17 protein-coding genes are annotated in these 17760 nt (G+C 69.4%); 6 read left to right on the top strand and 11 right to left on the bottom strand.

The window, feature by feature from the left end; all coding sequences use genetic code 11:
- Positions 1-131: 131 nt before the first annotated feature.
- The 6 genes from ACODT0_RS00505 to ACODT0_RS00480 are packed head-to-tail and all read left to right on the top strand — an operon-like array spanning position 132 to position 6555.
- The gene (locus tag ACODT0_RS00505; RefSeq protein WP_296731556.1) at positions 132-779 is read left to right on the top strand and encodes a GspH/FimT family pseudopilin; all 648 of its coding nucleotides are present in this window, start codon (positions 132-134) and stop codon (positions 777-779) included.
- Entirely contained in the window at positions 776-1345 is a 570-nt protein-coding gene (gene pilV / locus ACODT0_RS00500) for a type IV pilus modification protein PilV (protein ID WP_296731559.1), read from the top strand. Before ACODT0_RS00505 ends, pilV begins: the two co-directional genes overlap by 4 nt.
- Positions 1345-2124, top strand: coding sequence for a PilW family protein (locus ACODT0_RS00495; protein WP_489040210.1), 780 nt, complete (start codon positions 1345-1347; stop codon positions 2122-2124). Before pilV ends, ACODT0_RS00495 begins: the two co-directional genes overlap by 1 nt.
- Positions 2121-2738 (top strand): pilus assembly PilX family protein, encoded by a 618-nt coding sequence (locus ACODT0_RS00490; RefSeq protein ID WP_489040209.1) that lies wholly within the window; start codon positions 2121-2123, stop codon positions 2736-2738. The genes ACODT0_RS00495 and ACODT0_RS00490 overlap by 4 nt, the downstream gene beginning before the upstream one ends.
- Entirely contained in the window at positions 2735-6070 is a 3336-nt protein-coding gene (locus ACODT0_RS00485) for a pilus assembly protein (RefSeq protein WP_489040208.1), read from the top strand. Before ACODT0_RS00490 ends, ACODT0_RS00485 begins: the two co-directional genes overlap by 4 nt.
- A gap of 32 nt (positions 6071-6102) precedes the next feature.
- The gene (locus tag ACODT0_RS00480) at positions 6103-6555 is read left to right on the top strand and encodes a type IV pilin protein (RefSeq protein WP_489040207.1); all 453 of its coding nucleotides are present in this window, start codon (positions 6103-6105) and stop codon (positions 6553-6555) included.
- 69 nt (positions 6556-6624) lie between these two features.
- On the opposite strand, the gene ACODT0_RS00475 is transcribed toward ACODT0_RS00480, so the two are convergent.
- From ACODT0_RS00475 to ACODT0_RS00425, 11 genes are read right to left on the bottom strand one after another with little or no spacing between them, the layout of a single operon-like run.
- Positions 6625-7128, bottom strand: a complete 504-nt coding sequence (locus ACODT0_RS00475; protein ID WP_489040206.1) for a gamma-glutamylcyclotransferase family protein — start codon at positions 7126-7128, stop codon at positions 6625-6627.
- A 36-nt stretch (positions 7129-7164) separates the two neighbouring features.
- The gene (locus tag ACODT0_RS00470; protein WP_489040205.1) at positions 7165-8391 is read right to left on the bottom strand and encodes an amidase; all 1227 of its coding nucleotides are present in this window, start codon (positions 8389-8391) and stop codon (positions 7165-7167) included.
- Complete coding sequence (locus ACODT0_RS00465) at positions 8391-9014, bottom strand: ANTAR domain-containing response regulator (protein WP_057590999.1); 624 nt, start codon at positions 9012-9014, stop codon at positions 8391-8393. The genes ACODT0_RS00470 and ACODT0_RS00465 overlap by 1 nt, the downstream gene beginning before the upstream one ends.
- Positions 9014-10132, bottom strand: coding sequence for a transporter substrate-binding domain-containing protein (locus ACODT0_RS00460; RefSeq protein WP_489040204.1), 1119 nt, complete (start codon positions 10130-10132; stop codon positions 9014-9016). Before ACODT0_RS00460 ends, ACODT0_RS00465 begins: the two co-directional genes overlap by 1 nt.
- Positions 10122-11558, bottom strand: coding sequence for an amidase (locus tag ACODT0_RS00455; protein ID WP_489040203.1), 1437 nt, complete (start codon positions 11556-11558; stop codon positions 10122-10124). The genes ACODT0_RS00460 and ACODT0_RS00455 overlap by 11 nt, the downstream gene beginning before the upstream one ends.
- On the bottom strand, positions 11545-11760 hold the full coding sequence (locus ACODT0_RS00450; RefSeq protein ID WP_489040202.1) for a hypothetical protein: 216 nt from the start codon (positions 11758-11760) through the stop codon (positions 11545-11547). Before ACODT0_RS00450 ends, ACODT0_RS00455 begins: the two co-directional genes overlap by 14 nt.
- Positions 11761-11762: 2 nt before the next feature.
- Positions 11763-12773 (bottom strand): alpha/beta fold hydrolase, encoded by a 1011-nt coding sequence (locus tag ACODT0_RS00445; RefSeq protein WP_489040201.1) that lies wholly within the window; start codon positions 12771-12773, stop codon positions 11763-11765.
- A gap of 43 nt (positions 12774-12816) precedes the next feature.
- Positions 12817-13512 (bottom strand): ABC transporter ATP-binding protein, encoded by a 696-nt coding sequence (locus ACODT0_RS00440; RefSeq protein WP_489040200.1) that lies wholly within the window; start codon positions 13510-13512, stop codon positions 12817-12819.
- Complete coding sequence (locus ACODT0_RS00435; protein ID WP_489040199.1) at positions 13496-15349, bottom strand: ABC transporter permease subunit; 1854 nt, start codon at positions 15347-15349, stop codon at positions 13496-13498. The genes ACODT0_RS00440 and ACODT0_RS00435 overlap by 17 nt, the downstream gene beginning before the upstream one ends.
- A 13-nt stretch (positions 15350-15362) precedes the next feature.
- Positions 15363-16229 (bottom strand): branched-chain amino acid ABC transporter permease, encoded by an 867-nt coding sequence (locus tag ACODT0_RS00430; RefSeq protein ID WP_057591005.1) that lies wholly within the window; start codon positions 16227-16229, stop codon positions 15363-15365.
- A 12-nt stretch (positions 16230-16241) separates the two neighbouring features.
- Entirely contained in the window at positions 16242-17489 is a 1248-nt protein-coding gene (locus tag ACODT0_RS00425) for an urea ABC transporter substrate-binding protein (RefSeq protein ID WP_261206348.1), read from the bottom strand.
- Positions 17490-17760: the final 271 nt, after the last annotated feature.

Genomic DNA, 17760 nt, shown 5'->3' with positions numbered 1-17760 from the left:
ATCGCTTCATCGGCCATTGGATACATAGCATTAACAAATAGACCTCCGTCCCGGCGACTCAGGCGCAATTCGATTCCATTGCTCGACAATCGCAACACGGCATTACCGACGTTACTTGTTGACAGGTCCGGGTGCATGCCGTCCCTGAACTTCGACGTGAACGAGGGACTCGCTTGTTTCTCCGCGCCCGGCTTTCGAAGCCCCTTTGCACCGATCGCCCCAGTGGCAATGGCCCCCGCAAGAGCGGCGGAGTGACGCTCATCGAATTGATGACGGTTCTTGTCGTGCTGGGGATCCTGGCGTCGATGGCGGCGCCATCGTTTCTCGACATGTTGCAGCGCAATCGCGTGGCGACACGAATCAATGCATTTGTCGGCGATCTGCAATTCGCCCGCTCCGAAGCAATTCGACAAGGCATTCCAGTGACGGTCTGTGCGTCGTCCGACGGCAGGTCGTGCATCGGCCGCGCCACCTGGAACACGGGATGGATCATCTTCGCGGATCCGGACAGCAACGGGACACGGGACGAGGACGGAACCGCCGAGCAGGTACTGCGCGTGCAGGCTGCCTGGAAGGGCAGCGACAGCTTCACCGCGAGCACGGGCATTGGCGCCATCACGTATGGCAGGGATGGTCTGGCGATCGGATTGCCGGCCAGCGCGAGTGCGCTCCTCACGCTGCGCACCTCGCCGGTCAACGATTCCGCGACCCGCTGCGTGCAGATCAACTTCGCCGGGCACCAGAAGGTTCTCCGTGCGAACGAAGGCGGTTGCGCATGAGGGCCGTGGAAGCGGCCCGCGGCCGAGGCGCGCAGGCCGGCTTCACGCTGCTGGAGGTGCTGATCTCGATCCTCCTGGTGTCGATCGGAATCTTCGGATTCGCGAAGATGCAGGCACTGGCGCTGTCCGATACCCACGTCGCATCCTCGCGGTCGGTGGTGGCGCTGCAGGCGGCCAGCCTGGCCGGCACCTTGCAAGGCAACCGTGCCTACTGGGCGAGTGCCAGCGCCCCCGCGAGCGTGACGATCAAGGGAAGCTCGATCGCGAACGGCACCGGCACGGCCCCCGCCACGGCGACGAGTTGCGATGCGGACCGGGCACCGCCGGCGCCGCAGTGCACGGCAGCCCAGCTGGCCTTGTCCGATCTGCAGCAATGGGCCATCCACATGAACGACCTGTTGCCAAGCTACGAGGCCACGGTGGGTTGCAGCCCCGGCGGCGAGCCGGTGACCTGCACCATCACGGTGAAGTGGGTCGAGAAGTACGTGGCCTCGACGAAGGCTTCCGTCTCCGACAGCACCGCCACTGGCGGAACGCGTTCGTACACCCTCCACGTCAAGCCCTGATGAACCGTGCGTCCGCGACTCGCCGCACCTCTCCCGCTTCCCTGCCGACGCGGCAGACCGGCATCGGCCTCGTCGAGCTGATGGTCGCCATCGTGATCGCGTTGTTCCTGGTACTGGCCGTGGCGAGCATCTACCTGAACGTGCGGGCGACTTCCGCCGCCCAGGACAACCTGGCGCAACTGCAGGACAGCGAGCGGCTCGCACTGACCCTGGTCACGACCACCCTGCAGTCGGCCGGCTACTTCGTCGATCCCACCAAGGACACCGCCGCGACTGCCTTGCCGGCAACCACGGTCTCGCGCGAGGACGGCGGCAGCACCGCCTTCGAGGCCGGCCAGCCGGTGGTCGGTACCGGGGACGGAAAAGGACGGGGATCGAATGGCGACACCATCGCCGTGCAATACCAGACCGCCCGCAACGACGGCCTGATGAATTGCCTGGGCGGCACCAATACGACCCAGGAGACCGCCGTGTTCTCGAACTATTTCGCCGTCAATGCGAACAGCGAATTGACCTGCACCGTGGGCAACGGCAGCCCCCAGGTATTGAGCGGCAACATCGACAGGATGAGCGTGGCTTACGGAACGGACACCGACGGCGATGGTGCCCTGGATACCTATCTGCCCGCGTCGGCGGTCCAGGCCGCCGGCCTCTGGGGCGGCGTCCACACGGTCCGGGTGTCGGTCTGGTTCCTCGACACGATCAAGTCGTTGCCGGGCAAGCCCGTGCCGCTGGCCTTCCCGGTCGTGCAGACCATCGACCTGATGAACAGATCATGATCCGGCCACCCCGGTCCTCAACGACCCGCCCCCGAACCCGCGCCTCGCGCTCGCGGCGCCAGCACGCGGGCGTGGTGATGGTGACCTGCCTGTTCATCCTTCTCGTCATCACCCTGCTGGCTGTCGCGATGTACCGCAGCACGGGGCTCCACGAGAAGATCGCGGGCAACACCCTCGAGAAGGAGCGGTCGTTCCATGCGGCCGAAAGCGCCGTCCGGTACGGCGAATGGTGGCTCGCGCAGGATCTTCGGGGAGCCGGCGGTGCGTGCGAAGGCATCGTCGACGGCAACACCGCCAGCAACATGCGCGTCTGCACGGCCGCGCTCGCGACACCGGCCGCCGTCCCGTGGGCGAACCGGGTCAGCTATGCGCCGCCGAAGCTGGTCGTGAAACCCGGCGGCGGCCTGATCGCCGGCAGCGTGGGTGTCGCGGGCGACGTGAACTACGCCGGGGGTCCGGGCCTGTACATCCAGTACCTCGGCCTCGGGCCCGACCCCAGGCAATCGATCTACCGCGTGACCGGCGCCGCATATGGCGGCGTCGCCTCGACCATCAGCGTGGTGCAGAGCACCTATGCGATATCGGCCCGGACACTCGACCTGGGAGGGCTATGAAGACATTCCGGTTCACGTCCATCGAGCGCGCGGTCCGTCCGGCCATGCTGCTGGCGGGCGCCGCCTTCATCCACGCGGCACAGGCGCAACTCGTCATCAGCGACACGTTGAGCGGGACCTCTTCCTCGTACGACTGGATCAGCCTCAACGGTTCCTGTCTCACCGCGGGCAACCAGGATCCCGGCGGCGCCACGAAGATTCCCGGTTGCAAGAACCTCAAGGACAAGGGCGTCTACTACAAGAGCAACACGCTGGTCGGCGGCAAGGACGGCGCCATGCCGGACAGCACGGGCAACGGCGCGCTTCGCCTGACCAACGGCGACACGACCAGCGGCTCGAACGGCGACTACCAATCCGGCGCCGTCGTCTCCAACTTCACCTTTCCGGTCAGCCAGGGCCTGGACGTCACCTTCAAGACCGTGACGTACGGCGGCGACAACCTGAACAACCACGGTGCAGACGGCATCAGCTTCTTTCTGGCCGACGGCGCGCTTCCGCCCAGCATCGGCGGCCTGGGGGGCAGCCTGGGCTACAGCTGCTCCAACGGGAATCCGCAATACGACGGCGTGCGCGGCGGCTACATCGGGATCGGCATCGACGAGTACGGAAACTTCTCCAATTCGGGCGACAACACCAACACCGGGCCCGGCTTCGGCGCGGGGCGCATCACCGTTCGGGGCGCCGGCAGCACGAACTTCGCCGATCTCTCCACGAACGCCACGACCAAGGCCTCCTATCCCACCAGCCTCACCGCCAGCCAGCGGGAATCCGCCGTCAAGACGACCTGCCAGACTGGAACGATCCGGAACACGAGCACCAAGCTGACCTACAACTATCCGTACCTGACACACAAGGATGTCGGCGAGGTGATCGCCAACCAGCAAGCCACGAGCGTGCCCAAGCGCAGCAGCGCCAGGCCGATCACCTACTCCCTGCGAATCACGCAGGACGGCTTCCTCAGTTTCCTCTACAGCATCAACGGCGGCGTTTCGCAGACGGTTTTCGACAAGTACAAGATCACCGACAACAACGGTCCGCTTCCCGCCAGCTTCCGGTTCGGCTTCAGTGCGGGCACGGGACTGGGCAGCAATGTCCACGAGATCATGTGCTTCAAGGCGGCACAGATCGGGACGTCCGCCAGTTCGGTGGGATTGAATGCCCAGCAATCCGCCAAGGTGCAGGTCGGATCGCAGGTCTACCTGGCCTACTACAACCCGCAGAACTGGTGGGGCCAGCTCGCGGCCAGGAACCTGGTGCTCGATCCATCGACCGACATCGTGTCGATCAACCCCGTGGCCAACTGGGACGCCAGTTGCGTCCTCACGGGCGGTGCATGCGGTGCCACGAACAAGACCAGCGGCGATGCGCAGGCCTCGGCGAACCGCGGCCTGCTGAGCTGGAACGGCAGCACCGGTATCGCGCTGCAATGGGGCAACCTCTCCGCCACGCAGAAGTCCGCGCTGGATGCATCGGCGGCGAGCGCGACCAGTTCGACGCGACTGAACTATCTGCGCGGGGTGCGCAGCGACGAGGTCCAGACACCGACCACGGGCAAGTTCAGGAAACGCACCGGGGTGCTGGGCGACATCGTCAACGCGAGCCCGGCCTGGGTCGGACCGCCCAGTTCGCCCTACGAAGGCCGGTGGCAGGACAGGCTCTATCCGAGCGCGCAGCCGCCGGAAGGCACGAGCTACGCCGCGTTCTCGGCAGGAAATGCCGCGCGGACCAACGTGGTCTACGCCGGCGCCAACGACGGCTTCATGCACGCTTTCCGCGCCGGCGCCTACAAGGCGGATGGCTCCTTCGACAAGGATGCCGCCAACGACGGGCGCGAACTGCTCGCCTACATGCCGGCCCGGGTCGTCGAGACCATCTATTCGGCCGGCACGCCCGCGCTGGATTTCTCGTCGACACAGTACGCGCACAACGCCTATGTCGATGCCACACCGGGCACGGGCGACCTCTACTACCAGGGCGCATGGCATACGTGGCTGGTGGGCGGCCTGGGCGCGGGCGGCAACGCCGCCGGCGTGATCGGCGACAAGACGAGCATCGCCACCGGCACGCTCTTCGCGCTGGAGATCACCGATCCGGGCAACTTCGCCGAAGCCAACGCGGCCGGCATCGTGCTGGGCGAGTGGAACTCGGCCAACCTGAACTGCACCGGCGACTCGATCGCATCGATGTGCCGGGACAGCCTGGGCAGCATCTACGGAACGCCGATCATCCGTCGGTTGCACGACGGACACTGGGCCGTGATCTTCGGCAACGGCCTCAACAGCAAGTCCGGCAAGGCGGGCATCTACGTGATGACCGTCGACCAGAACACCGGCGGCAAGAGTTTCCGCTTCCTGCCCACCAGCGCGGGAGCGGCACTCGCAGGCACGGCCGTGACCATGCGAAACGGCATCGTGCAGCTGACCTCCGCCGACCTGGACGGCGATCACGTCACGGACTATGTCTATGCCGGCGACGCGCGAGGCAATCTCTGGCGCTTCGATCTGACGAGCAACGATCCGGCCCGCTGGGCGGCGGGAGATTCCGCGCTGTTCACCACCCCGTCGGGCCAACCCATCACCACGCGCCCCACGGTGATCGCCAGCTCGGACGGCAACGACCTCGATCGCATCGTCGTGAGTTTCGGCACGGGACAGATCCTTCCACAGACCTTGACCGCGGCGGCGGTTCCCGAACCCGCGGGCCAGTCGATCTACGGCGTCTGGGATTGGGACATGGGCACATGGAATGCCAAGTCCTCCCGGCGCTATGTCTCGCTCGCGCCGCCTCAACGATTCACCGACGCGGACCTGACGGCACAGACGATGTCCGATGTCGCCTACGCCAATGGCGACATCTTCGGCGCGCGCACCGTGACCCGGAACGCGGTGTGCTGGAAAGGCCGCCCGGCCTGCGGTTCCGGCACTGCCAGATTCGGATGGAAGCTCGCGCTCACGGGGGCGAAGGAACAGATCGTCTACAACCCCATCTTCGTCGACGGCCTGTTCGTCGTGAACACCACGATCCCGGCCACGACGCAGGTGCTGTCGTGCGAACAGCAACCCGCATCCGGCTACACCATGGCCATCTCGCCGGACACGGGCGGTGCACCGTCGAGCTCCTACTTCAAGAGCGCGACCACCGGTGCGAATGTCGCCGCCGACGCGGTGATCGCGGGCATCGGCCTGAGCGGCGTGGGTTCACCGGGGACCGTGACCGGCGAGAAGAAGAAGTTCCTGGTCACGCAGAACCGGGACGGCGATGGCTCGACGGTTCAGGTGGACCCCCAGGGCAATGTGAAGGGCAAGCGCCTGACCTGGATCAAGCTGCGCTGACCATGAAAGCCATGACTCGACAGGACCCATGCATGCCGCTCGTCCGCGGGCAACGCAGGCCGCGGGGCTTCACGCTGATCGAACTGATGATCATCGTCGCGATCGTCGCGATCCTGGCCGCCATCGCCTTTCCTTCCTACAGCGCCTATGTCCGGAAGGCGCGGCGCGTCGATGCCAAGAATGCCGTCCTCGACCTGGCCAGCCGCGAGGAGAAATTTTTCAGCATCAACAACAGATACACGGCCCAGGCCTCCGACCTGGGCTACGCCGCGCTGCCGTCGAGCGTGAATTCGGGTGGATCGAGCTACTACGACCTGAGCGTCAGCGTCGCGAGCGGCGCGACAGGCTTCGTCGCGCAGGCAACGCCCAAAGGCGCCCAGCGCGACGATACCGCCTGCTACAGCTTCAGGCTCGATCAACTCGGCGTTCAATCCAACGTGGGGAGCGATGGCACCACGGTGCTGGCCGATCCCGGTTGCTGGTAGGAGCAAAGGCCGCGCGGTCGCATCGGGCAAGGCCTGTGCAACGCCTCATCGACGGCCGCCTCCCAGGTCTCAGGGCGCACCCGCGCGCGATCTGTAGAGCCCGGCGTGCGCCATCGTGTATTCCGCCAGCGGCCCCAGCCTCGCCTGCGCCACGTCGAATTGCGCCGGCGGCTTGACGTAGGCGTGAACGATCCTTTGCGGCCCACCGGCATCGCCAACGCCTTCGACGACGATCGGGACACGCCGATAGCCATCCGCCTCGCCGACCCGCTCGAGCAGGTCCATGGCCGCCAGCGCCGCGTCGTCGACCTCGAACAGCTGGCCGACGATTCGCTCTCCTTCGCCGGGCAGGAAGACCAACCAGGGCGAGAAGCGCTCGCCCATCAGGTACAGCGGATAGCGTTCGAGCGTGACGAAGTCGCCGGGGATGCGGCGGCCGCGATTGGTGGCGAAATTGGGGTAGCCCTCTTTCAGGGTGCCGAAGACGAAGACGAGGTGTGGCGTGCGAGGTGCGAACCCGCCGCGCTTCATCTCCGCGATCGACTGCAGCAGATCTTTCTCGAACTGCTCCATCTCCGTGTCCCTGGTCCTTGGCATGGATGACCTCCTTCAGCCGAATGTAGGCCAAGCCGTCGCCGTCTTGTTCCCGTCGCCGGATGCGATCCGCCCAGCCAACGCCAGCAGATCCCGATCCCTCCCCCGCCCCCCGATCAACCCCAGCCCCACGGGCAGCCCGTCGACCGTCCCCAGCGGCAGGCTGACCTGCGGCAAGCCGCACAGCCCCGCGATGCAGGTATGGGCCAGCACGCGCATGCGGGTCTGCGCATCGGGCTGCGCCGAAGCGCCCAGCAGCGGCGCCACGTCGGGCGCGGTCGGCAGGCACAGCACGCCGTCGTGCGCGAGCAGGTCGTCGATCCTCGCGCGCAGCGCGTCGGCCTCGCGCCGCGCGGCATCGATCTCCCGGGCCGTGACCTGCGACGCGGCGCGCAGCCGCGCCGCGATCTCGGGCGCCATCGACGGCCGCGTGCGCTCGAACCATTCGCCATGCGTGCGCCAGACCTCGGCGCTCTGCAGCACGCGGTAGGCCTGTGCCGCAGCGGCCAGCGACAGGCCTTGCGCGGGCGCATCGAAGGCCAGGCCCAGCGATGCCAGACGGTCTAACGCAGGACGCAGCGCGGCGGCCACGCCCGGCGCGGCATCGTCGAAGGCATCGACCAACGGCACGATGCGCCGCAATGGTCGTATCTCGCCCGGCTGCAGCAGCACCGCGCCCACGCGCTCGAGCACCGCCGCGGTCACGGCGAACCAGCCCACCGTGTCGAAGGCCGGCGCCAGCGGCGTCACGCCGCGCGCATCGATCGCGCCATGCGTGGGCCGCAGGCCGTACAGGCCGCAGTAGCTGGCCGGGATGCGCACCGAGCCCGAGGTGTCGGTACCCAGCGCGAAGTCGACGCACCCGCCAGCGACGGCGGCGGCCGAGCCGCTGGACGAACCGCCGGGCACGCGGCCGGGTGCGCGCGGGTTCAGCGGCGTGCCGTAGTGCAGGTTCTCGCCGGCGAGCGAGAACGCGAGTTCGTCGCTGAGCGTTCGCCCCCGCAGCCGCGCGCCGGCCTCGAGCAGGCGCGCGACCGCGGGTGCGTCGGCCGTGGCCGGCGAATGCGTGCGCAGCCAGTCGGGATTGCCCGAGCGCGTGACATGGCCGGCGAGGTCGAGCACCTCCTTGGCGGCAAAGCTGAGGCCGCTCAACGGGCCATCACCGCTCGGATCGCGTGGATCGCGCACGAACGAAGGATCGAGTCCGAAGCGTTCCGGACTCTCGAAAGGAGCGCGGACCATCACTCGGCCGGATCGGAAGTGCCGCGATCGGGCGGCAAACCGTAGATCGCTTCCGCATGCACGATCGACTCGGCCATCGACGACACCGGCAACTGCTTGCGCATGGCCTCGCGCCGGATGATGGCGTAGGCCTCGTCCTCCGAGATGCCCTGGCGCGTGGCGAGAATCTTCATCGCGCGCTCGACGATGCGGCGCGTGCGCAGGGTCTCGTCGAGCTTGGCGATGCGGTTGAGCAGCCGCTCTTCGTAGCGGAACAGCATGCGCGCGACGTACAGCGTGGCGAGCACGCCGAAGGGACGGATCGGCTTGGGCAGCACGCCGTGCACGTTGGCGGCCGCGGCGGCCTCGAGCACGGCCGGGTTCTCGTAGGCCAGCAGCGCGATCAGCACCGCGTGCGAGGAACCGGCCAGCCAGGGATGCGCGGCGTCGCGCTCCGACTGGATGCTGAAGAACACGGCCTCGGTGCCCTCGGGCAGGTGGTTCGGCTCGGGCCACAGCGCGGTGACGCGGCAGCCGAAGCGGCGCAGCTGCTCGCACAGCACGCGGGCGTCCTCGTCGTCGGGATGGATGACGGCGACCCGGATGTCACGCAGGGAGCGCAGCTGGATCGGATCGGGCGTCATCAGAGGATCTTCCGTTCGTAGGCGACGAGGTAGGGATCGGGGCGGACGATGGACGCATCCTCCCACAGCAGGTCGAAACCGCCATCCTCGCGCGAGCGCCCGATACGGGCCTTGAGCGCGGTGTGGTTGGTGTCGGCGTCGATCTCGACCTCGCCCTGGGCCGAAGCATGGCGCGTGCCACCGAGGCTGCGCACGATGCGGTCAGGGTCGGGCGCGCCCTCGCGCGGCACCGCGCGCGCGAACAGGTGCACCTGCAGGTAGCCGGCCTCGGCATACATGTTGGGCCGGCGGCCGGCGCCGTAACGCTTCTCGTAGAGCGTGGTGAAGCGCGCGCTGGCCGGGCTCTCGATGCCCGCGAAATAGGGCGCGACCGTGAGATGCCCCGCGCGCGCGGCCGGGCTCAATGCCGCGATCTCGGCCTCGCTCGCGGTGAGGCTCGCGATCGGATGCTCGGCCGAGGTGGCGCCGATGGCATGGCAGGCGGCATAGAGCCGCGCGGTGTCGGCGCCCACCACGGTGCTGAGCACCACGTCGGGCCGCGCGGCGGCGATGCGCTCGGCCACCTCGGCGAAGGCGCTGTCGGGCGCGCCCATGGGCAGGTAGGTCTCGCCTGCCACGCTGCCCGCGCTCTCGAGCAGGAACTCCTTCGCGATGCGCGAGATCTCGCGCGCGAACACATACTCGGAACCGACCAGGAAGAAGCGCCGCCCGTGGTGCGCGAACAGGTACTTGATCAGCGGCACGATGGTCTGCGCGGGCGTGGGCCCGGTGTAGATCACGTTGGGCGAATACTCGAAGCCCTCGTACACCGAGGGATAGAACAGCACCGCGCCGTGGCGCTCGACCACCGGCAGCACGGCCTTGCGGCTGGCCGACGAGCAGCAGCCGAAGATCACCGGCACCTGATGGTGCAGCACCATGCGGCGCGCGATGTCGCGGTAGCTCGCGGGATCGGGGCCCGGGTCCTCGATGATCGGCACGATGGGCCGGCCCGCCACGCCGCCGCCCGAGTTGATCTCGTCGATGGCGACCAGCGTGCCGCTCAGCAGCGCCTGCTCGGTCACGGCCATGTTGCCGGTCTGGGCGAACAGCACGCCCACGCCGATCTCATCGGACATGCGCACCCTCCTCGCGGCCCGTCGCCGTCGCATGGCCGGGCCGCATGGCGTGCCAGGCGGTGTCGTCCTGGAACGCCGCGGCCAGCCCGAGCAGCGCGAACTCGCCGCCGGCATGGCCGATCAGCGTGAGGCCCACCGGCAGGCCCGTGTCGGCGAAGCCGCAAGGCAGGCTCACCGCCGGCAGGCCGGTGAAGTTGGCGAGGCAGGGCATGGCGGTCATGGCGTCCTGGACGGTGGTCGTGCGGCCGGCGAATTCGATGCGCGATTCTGCCAAGGGTGGCGCGGTCACGGGCAGCGTCGGCAGCACGAGCGCGTCGAGCCCCGCCAGGTCGCGCGCGAACGCGGCACAGAAGGCGCCGCGGAACTGCTGCGCCGCGAGATAGTCGACGGCCGACACGCTCTCGCCCGCATGCAGCAGCGCGCGCACGTCGGGTGCGTAGTGCTGTGCCCGGTCTCGCATCAGCGAGCGGTGGAAGGTGCTGGCCTCGGCGTACATGATGGCCTTCCAGGCCGCGAACACCGCCGCCATGCCGCGCACCGGCACGGGCACGAGATCGCTGCCGCGCTGGCCGAAGACCTCGAGCGCCGCCTCGAAGGCCCGGCCCACGTCGGGCGCGGTCTCGAAGCCCTCGCCCGCCAGCACGCCGATGCGCAGCCGGGCGCGGCCGCGTGCCTCGCGGAACTGCGCGGCATGGCGCGACGAATCGCCGGCCGAGCCTGGCAGCATCGCGTCGAGCCCCAGCCACAGGTCCTCGGCACTGCGCGCCATCGGCCCGGCGGCATCGAAGCTCCAGGCCAGCGGCAGCACGCCCTCGCCCTCGACGCGGCCGGTGCCCGGCTTGATGCCCGAGATGCCGCAGGCCGCGGCGGGAATGCGGATCGAGCCGCCGGTGTCGGTGCCGATGGCCAGCGGCAGCAGCCCGTCGGCCACGCAGGCGGCCGAGCCGCCGCTGGAGCCGCCGGTGATCGCACGCGGATCCCAGGGATTGCGCGTGGCGCCATGGTGCGATCCCTTGTTGGTCGCGCCGTAGGCCCACTCGTGCATGTTGGTCTTGGCCACCACGATGGCGCCGGCCCGGCGCAGCCGCGCGACCAGCGGTGCCTCGCCCTGCAGCGGCGCGTCGGCCAGCACGGCCGAGGCCGCGCTGCTGCCGAGGCCGGCGGTCAGCACGTTGTCCTTCACCGCGATCGGCACGCCATGCAGCGGCCCCACGGGCAGGCCGCGCGCCAGCGCACGGTCGGCCTCGCGCGCCTGGGCCAGCGCGCCTTCGCGGTCGACGGCCACGAAGGCGTTGGTACGCGCGGCGCGGCCTTCGATGTCGGCCAGCCGGCGTTCGGCCAGCTCGACCGCGCCGAGCTCGCCGCGGCGGATCAGCGCGGCCAATTGCGCCACGCCCGCGCCGTCGATGGTCTCAGCGATGGACATGACCGGTCTCCGTCGACGGTGGAACGAGCGCGAACCAGGCACGTCCGGGCATCTCGCGCAGGCCCGTGCGCAGGTCCTCGAGGATCGCCGCGACCTCGCCGCACAGCGCGGGGTCGAGCGCCACGAGACCCGCGGCGCGGCGATGCGCGGCCACGCTGTCGGCGTTCCAGGGTGCGGCGGCCTTGGTGGGAGCGGTTGCCATGGTCATGCCGCCAGCAGTTCGCGCAGCGCGTTGTCGATGAACGCGTTGTCGGGTTCGTGCAGGCCCTTGCCCGCCAGGTGGCCCCAGTCGGAAGGCAGCACGCGCAGCTCGGCGTTGGGCATGTGCGCGACCTCGAAGGCCGAATCCTCGGGCGGAAAGTAGAGATCGCTCGACGAGGGCATGACGATGGCGCGCGCCTTGATCGCCGACAGCGCCGCGACGAAGTCGCCCCGGTAGACCGGGTTGTCGGCGATGTCGCCGTGCTGCCCGGTCCACAGCGATGCAACCAGGTTGTTGGCATCCTTCGACAGCAGCCAGCCTTCCCAGAACTCGATCAGGAAGTCCTCGAGCGAGGCGAAGCCGAGCTGCTCGATGTCGAGCCGGTCGCGCAGGAACTTCTGCGAGAAGCCCCAGCCCGCGTACACCCGGCCGGCGGCGCGCAGGCCGCGCTCGGGCTGGCGTTCGTAGAAGCCCTCGCGCCATTCGGCGTCGGCCTGCAGCGCGGCCTTCACGCCCGCGAAGAAGACCTGGAAGTGGCGCGACGCGCGCGCCGCGCCCTGGAACGGCAGCAGCCGCTGCACCATGTCCGGGTACAGCGCGGCCCAGTGGAACGCATGCACCGCGCCCAGCGACCAGCCCGTGACCAGCCGCAGGGTGTCGATGCCCAGGTGCTCGGTCACCAGCCGGTGCTGCTGCACCACGTTGTCGTAGACGGTCACATTGGGGAAGCGGCCGCGGTCATTGGGCGCGGGCTGGTTGCTCGGCGAGCTCGAGACGCCGTTGCCGAAGGAGTTCGGCACGACGATGAAGTACTCCGACGGATCGAGCGCCTTGCCGGGCCCGATCAGCCATTCGTTGTCGGCGTGCGTGCTCGCGAACCAGGTCGGGTAGACGATGGCGTTGTCGCGCTTCGCATTGAGCTTGCCGTAGGTCTTGTAGGCCAGCTTCGCGTTGCGCAGCATGCGGCCCGATTGCAGGGCGATGTCGCCCGCCTCGAAAATCTCGTGGTCCATGGTGTTCGTTCCTCTCTTTGGATGTGTGCGTGGATGTGGGGGCTCAGACGCCGAGCAGTTCTTGCAACAGCGCGCGGTCGCCCTCGAGCTCGGCCTTGCGCGTCTCGCGCACGATGCGGCCCTGGTCCATGACGTAGGCGCGCTCGGCGATCGAGAGGCAGAAGTTCAGGTCCTGCTCGGCGACCAGCACCGACAGGCCGTCGCGGCGCAGCCGCAGCAGCACCTCGGCGATCTCGTCGACGATCGAGGGCTGCACGCCCTCGGTCGGCTCGTCGAGCAGCAGCAGCTTCGGCCGCGTGGCCAGCGCGCGCGCCATCGCGAGGATCTGCTGCTGGCCGCCGCTGAGCCGGCCCGCGAGGTCGTTGGCCTTGGGCACCAGCGCCGGGAAGTCGGCGAAGGCGCGCGCGATCGCTTCGGCGCGCGGATGGCCGCAGGCCACGGCCGCCAGTGCGATGTTCTCGCTGACCGACAGCCGCGGGAACACGAAGCGACCCTGCGGCACGTAGCCCAGGCCGCAGCGCGCGCGGTCGTCGGTACGCTCGGGCAGCGGCCGGCCGTCGAGCCGCGCGTTGCCGCCCATGGGCGTGGCCTGGCCGACCAGCAGGCGCATCAGCGTGGACTTGCCCACGCCGTTGCGGCCCAGCAGCGCGACGATCTCGCCGCGACCCACGCGCAGGCTGGCGCGCTCGACGATCGATGTCTTGCCGTAGCCGCCGCCGATCTCAATGGCTTCGAACATGCTGCTGTCTCCCGAGATAGATGTCCAGGATGCGTTCGTCCTGGCGCAGGGTGTCGAGGTCGCCCTGGGCGAAGACCTCGCCGCGGTGCAGGACGGTCACTTCGGCGTCGAGCGTGCGCACGAAGGCCATGTCGTGCTCGACCACCACCACGGCCGCCGTTTCGGCCAGCACGCGCACCAGCTGCGAGAGTTCGCGGCGCTCGTCGCCGGTCATGCCCGCGGCCGGCTCGTCGAGCAGCACCACCGAAGGCTGCAGGCACAGCACCATGCCGAGGTCCAGCCATTGCTGCTCGCCATGCGAGAGGTCGGCCGCGTCGCGCTCGGCCAGCGCCTCGAGGCCGAGCGCGCGCAGCGTGCGTTCGCTGAGCCGGTCGGCCACCGCGGCATCGCGGTCGCGGCTGTAGGCGGCGATCCAGAGGTTGGTGCGCACGCTCAGTTCGCCGAACACCTGTGCCACCTGCATCTTGATGCCCACGCCGGCCTGCACGCGGCGGTACGGCATCCAGCGCGTGACGGGTCGCCCGTCGAGCACGATCTCGCCCGCGTCGAGCAGGTGCGTGCCCGTGAGGCCGCGCAGCAGCGAGCTCTTGCCCGCGCCGTTCGGCCCGATCAGACAGCGCACGCGGCCCGGCGCGAAGCGCTGGGTGACGCGGTTGACGGGCACCACACCGCCGAAGCGCTTGACCCCGTCGCGGATCTCGAGCACCGGCGCCGGCACGGCCGCGCCCTCGCGCAGGCCGCGCACCAGGTCCACGTCCATCGCGGTCTTGGCCTGGCGCGCCTTGCCCTGCGCGCCGCCCGGCCCGCGCAGCGCCCGCAGCCGCCCGAGGCCGCCGAGCAGCCCGCCGCGCAGGAACAGCACGAGCAGGATCAGCGCCACGCCCATGATCAGCGTGGTCTGCCCGCCGACCACGCCGCCGCCCAGCCAGTACGACAGGCCGCCGACCGCCACCGCGCCCACGAAGGGGCCGGCCAGCGTGCCGAGCCCGCCGACCAGCACGTAGATCGGCACCAGCAGCGCCTGCTGCGCGCTGAACAGCGAGGGGTTGAGGTAGTTGGCCCAGGCACCGTAGAGCGCACCGGCCAGGCCCGCGATGCCGCCGGCCAGCGTGAACACCACGAGCTGGCAGCGCCGCACGTCGTAGCCCAGCAGCTCGGTCTTGGGGCCGTCGAGGCGCACGCAGTCGACCACGGTGCCGAAGGGCGAACGCAGCAGCGCGCGCACGCCCAGCAGCACCAGCGCCGAGACCGCCAGCACGCAGGCGAAGGTGCCCTGCGGCCCGAGCCCCTGCGCATCGGCCCCGAAGCCCAGCACGATGCCCGGGATGTTCGACAGGCCGTTGTCGCCGCCCACCACCGCGTCGCCGAAGCGCGCCGAGAACGAGATGCTGCCGGTCCACAGCAGCAGGGTGACGGTGTAGGTCAGGATGGTGGCCTGCAGCGCGCCGAGGCGGCCGTGGAACAGCAGCCAGCCGACCGCGCCGGCGGCCGCCGCGCCCACGATCGCGCCGACCGGCAGCGACCACACCAGCGTGTTGCCGGTGACGCTCGCGAGGTTGATCGCCGCCACGCTGCCCGCGTAGCCGCCGAGGCCGAAGAAGGCCGTCTGACCGAGGCTCAGCATGCCGCCGCGGCCCCACACCATGTCCAGGCTCAGGCCCAGCAGGCCGAAGATCAGCCAGGAGCTCGCGAGGTAGGCGAGGTACTCGTCGACGAAGAAGGCGCCGGCGCCCAGCACGACGGTGCCGGCGACGGTGACCAGCCACCAGGGTGCCGCACGGCGCGCGGCGGTGCGGGTTGCGGTCGCGGGCGCCGCCAGGGTTCTGCTCATGTTCATGCGTCGCCTCCGTTCAGAGCTTCAGGCGCCAGCGCTCGGAGATGCCCTGCGGCCAGGCGCGCAGGGCCACGAGCGTGATCACGAAGAACACCACGTCGCCCGCGACGGTGGACCAGACGCTGGCCACCGCGCTCGCGGCCGAGCCCAGGATGCCGCCCGCGGCGATGGTGCCCGCGAGCGTGACCGGGCCCGCGACCACCACCGCCAGGAAGGCCTTGATGCCGAAGGCGAAGCCCATGCTGGGCGTGGCCGGCACGGCCGGCACCAGGATCGCGCCGGCCAGGCCCGCGAGACCGCAGCCCAGGGCGAAGGTGAGGTTGTTGATGCGCACCGTGCGCACGCCCATCGCGGCCGCGGTGGCCGGGTCCTGGATCGCGGCGCGCGCCATCAGGCCGTAGTTCGTGCGCGTGAGCAGCGCATACACGGCCGCGATCAGCACCGCCGCCACCACGATCAGGAACAGCAGGTAGCTGGAGATCGTGTAGTCGCCGATGCGCACGTTCGACGCCGGCATGCCGATGCCGGGCGTGACCGTACCGAACAGCAGCACCGCGCTCTGGTAGAGCGCGAGGCTCAGGCCCCACATGGCCAGCAGCGTGTCGAAGGGCCGGCCGTGCAGGCGCCGCACGATCAGCCATTCGACCAGCGCGCCGAAGGCCGCGGCCGCGAGCGCGGCCAGCGCCACCGCGAGCGGAAACGGCACGCCGGCACGCACCGCGGTCAGCGCCGCATAGGCGCCGAACATGATGAATTCGCCGTGCGCGAGGTTCACCACGCCCATCAGCCCGAACACCACGGCCAGGCCGAGCGTCGCGATCAGCAGCACCGAGCCGCTGGCGACCGACGAGAGCACGCCGGTCAGCAATTGATCCCATGCCATCGGGGGCCTCGCTCAGTTCGACGCGCCGGGCGTGAAGTGCTGCGCCGTCTGCGGCCTGGCGACCAGGTCGCAGACCTGGTCCTCGAACTTCGGCGCCACCGAGGCGTAGGTCTCGACGATGTCGAAGCTCTGCGTCTTCGTGCCCACGCCGATGTAGATGTTCTGGCGCACGTGGTGCGACTTCGGCTGCATCGACACCGGGCCGGCCGGCGAGTCGAAGGCCACGCCCTCGCCCTCCTCGAAGGCCTGGATCACCTTCGCGGGCTCGGCCGACTTCGCCTTGTTCGCGGCCTTGGCCCACAGGTGCACCGCGTTGTAGACATCGACCGCGACCGCGGTCACCGGCTCCTTGTTGCCGTAAGCCTTCTCCCAGGAGGCCTTGAAGGCCTTGTTGCGCGGCGTGTCGAGCCAGGCGAAGTATTCGAGCGCGGCCACGATGCCCTCGCCGGCCTGCGGCGACACCACCACCTGCTGGTTGCCGCCGCCGTAGTTGGTCGACACCACGCCCACGCGGCTCTTCAGGCCCGCGGCCGCCATCTGCTCGAGGAAGCCGGTCTGGTTCGCGCCCACCGGCAGCGCGACCACGAAGTCGGGTTTGGCCTGCTGGATCTTGTTGATGGTGGGCGAGTAGTCGGTCAGCGTAAGCGGCAGGAAGTCGGCACCGACCACCTCGCCACCGAACTCCTTGGCGTAGAGCTTGACCCACTGCGCCGAGATGGTGCCGAAGTTGTAGTCGGGCGCCATGATGTAGACCTTGGGTCCGTACTTCTTGATCGCCCACTTCACGAGCACGCTGAGCTGCTGCGAGGCCGTGGCGCCGGTCACGAAGGTCTGCCGGTCGCAGGCGCCGCCCTCGTAGAGCGAGGAATAGAAGTAGGGGATCTTCGAGCGCCGCACGATCGGGCGGATCGCCTCGCGGCTCGAGCTCGTGAGGCCCGCGAACAGCGCCTGCACCTTGTCCTTGAGGATCAGCGTGGTCGTGTACTGCGTGTACTTGGCGTCCTCCGACTGCGCGTCGGCCTCGGCCACCTCGACCCTGGCGCCGGCCACGCCGCCCGCCGCGTTGATCTCGTCGACCGCGAGCCGCAGCGCGCGGCTCTGCTGGATGCCGTAGATGTTGAGGCCGCCGGTCTTGTCGAAGATGGCGCCGATGCGCACGGGCTCGCCGGCGGCGAAGGCGTGAGTGCCGAAGGCGGCGAGGCCCGCGGCGAGGAAGAGTCCGGCAAGCCGCGCGAAGGGACGCGAAGAAGGGGTGTGCATGGTGGCTGTCTCCTGGGGTGTCTGGATGATCGACGTGCCCGGGACGCCATGCCGATGCATGCGCCGGCACGCGCGCATGGCCAAGCCATGCGAAGCGCGCGCAGGCGCGTCGGCAATGCGGTGCGACCGCGGACACGAGGGGGACGGCAGAACTGCCGAGGGGAGAACCAGCGAAGCTGCCGGTTGCGCCGCGAGGGCGCCGAGGAAATCCGGCAAAGCTGCCGGAGAAGGGAACGGCGGCGAGGTTAACGCAGCGCGAACGCGGGTGTCA

It is taken from the genome of Variovorax sp. FG153 (assembly GCF_057809595.1).
This window is presented reverse-complemented; position numbering and strand designations above follow the sequence as displayed.

Coding starts and splice junctions, on each gene's coding strand:
- pilV (WP_296731559.1), top strand. CDS start 776: ATGAGGGCCGTGGAAGCGGCCCGCGGCCGAGGCGCGCAGGCCGGCTTC.
- ACODT0_RS00495 (WP_489040210.1), top strand. CDS start 1,345: ATGAACCGTGCGTCCGCGACTCGCCGCACCTCTCCCGCTTCCCTGCCG.
- ACODT0_RS00490 (WP_489040209.1), top strand. CDS start 2,121: ATGATCCGGCCACCCCGGTCCTCAACGACCCGCCCCCGAACCCGCGCC.
- ACODT0_RS00485 (WP_489040208.1), top strand. CDS start 2,735: ATGAAGACATTCCGGTTCACGTCCATCGAGCGCGCGGTCCGTCCGGCC.
- ACODT0_RS00480 (WP_489040207.1), top strand. CDS start 6,103: ATGCCGCTCGTCCGCGGGCAACGCAGGCCGCGGGGCTTCACGCTGATC.
- ACODT0_RS00475 (WP_489040206.1), bottom strand. CDS start 7,128: ATGGAGCAGTTCGAGAAAGATCTGCTGCAGTCGATCGCGGAGATGAAG.
- ACODT0_RS00470 (WP_489040205.1), bottom strand. CDS start 8,391: ATGGTCCGCGCTCCTTTCGAGAGTCCGGAACGCTTCGGACTCGATCCT.
- ACODT0_RS00465 (WP_057590999.1), bottom strand. CDS start 9,014: ATGACGCCCGATCCGATCCAGCTGCGCTCCCTGCGTGACATCCGGGTC.
- ACODT0_RS00460 (WP_489040204.1), bottom strand. CDS start 10,132: ATGTCCGATGAGATCGGCGTGGGCGTGCTGTTCGCCCAGACCGGCAAC.
- ACODT0_RS00455 (WP_489040203.1), bottom strand. CDS start 11,558: ATGTCCATCGCTGAGACCATCGACGGCGCGGGCGTGGCGCAATTGGCC.
- ACODT0_RS00450 (WP_489040202.1), bottom strand. CDS start 11,760: ATGGCAACCGCTCCCACCAAGGCCGCCGCACCCTGGAACGCCGACAGC.
- ACODT0_RS00445 (WP_489040201.1), bottom strand. CDS start 12,773: ATGGACCACGAGATTTTCGAGGCGGGCGACATCGCCCTGCAATCGGGC.
- ACODT0_RS00440 (WP_489040200.1), bottom strand. CDS start 13,512: ATGTTCGAAGCCATTGAGATCGGCGGCGGCTACGGCAAGACATCGATC.
- ACODT0_RS00435 (WP_489040199.1), bottom strand. CDS start 15,349: ATGAACATGAGCAGAACCCTGGCGGCGCCCGCGACCGCAACCCGCACC.
- ACODT0_RS00430 (WP_057591005.1), bottom strand. CDS start 16,229: ATGGCATGGGATCAATTGCTGACCGGCGTGCTCTCGTCGGTCGCCAGC.
- ACODT0_RS00425 (WP_261206348.1), bottom strand. CDS start 17,489: ATGCACACCCCTTCTTCGCGTCCCTTCGCGCGGCTTGCCGGACTCTTC.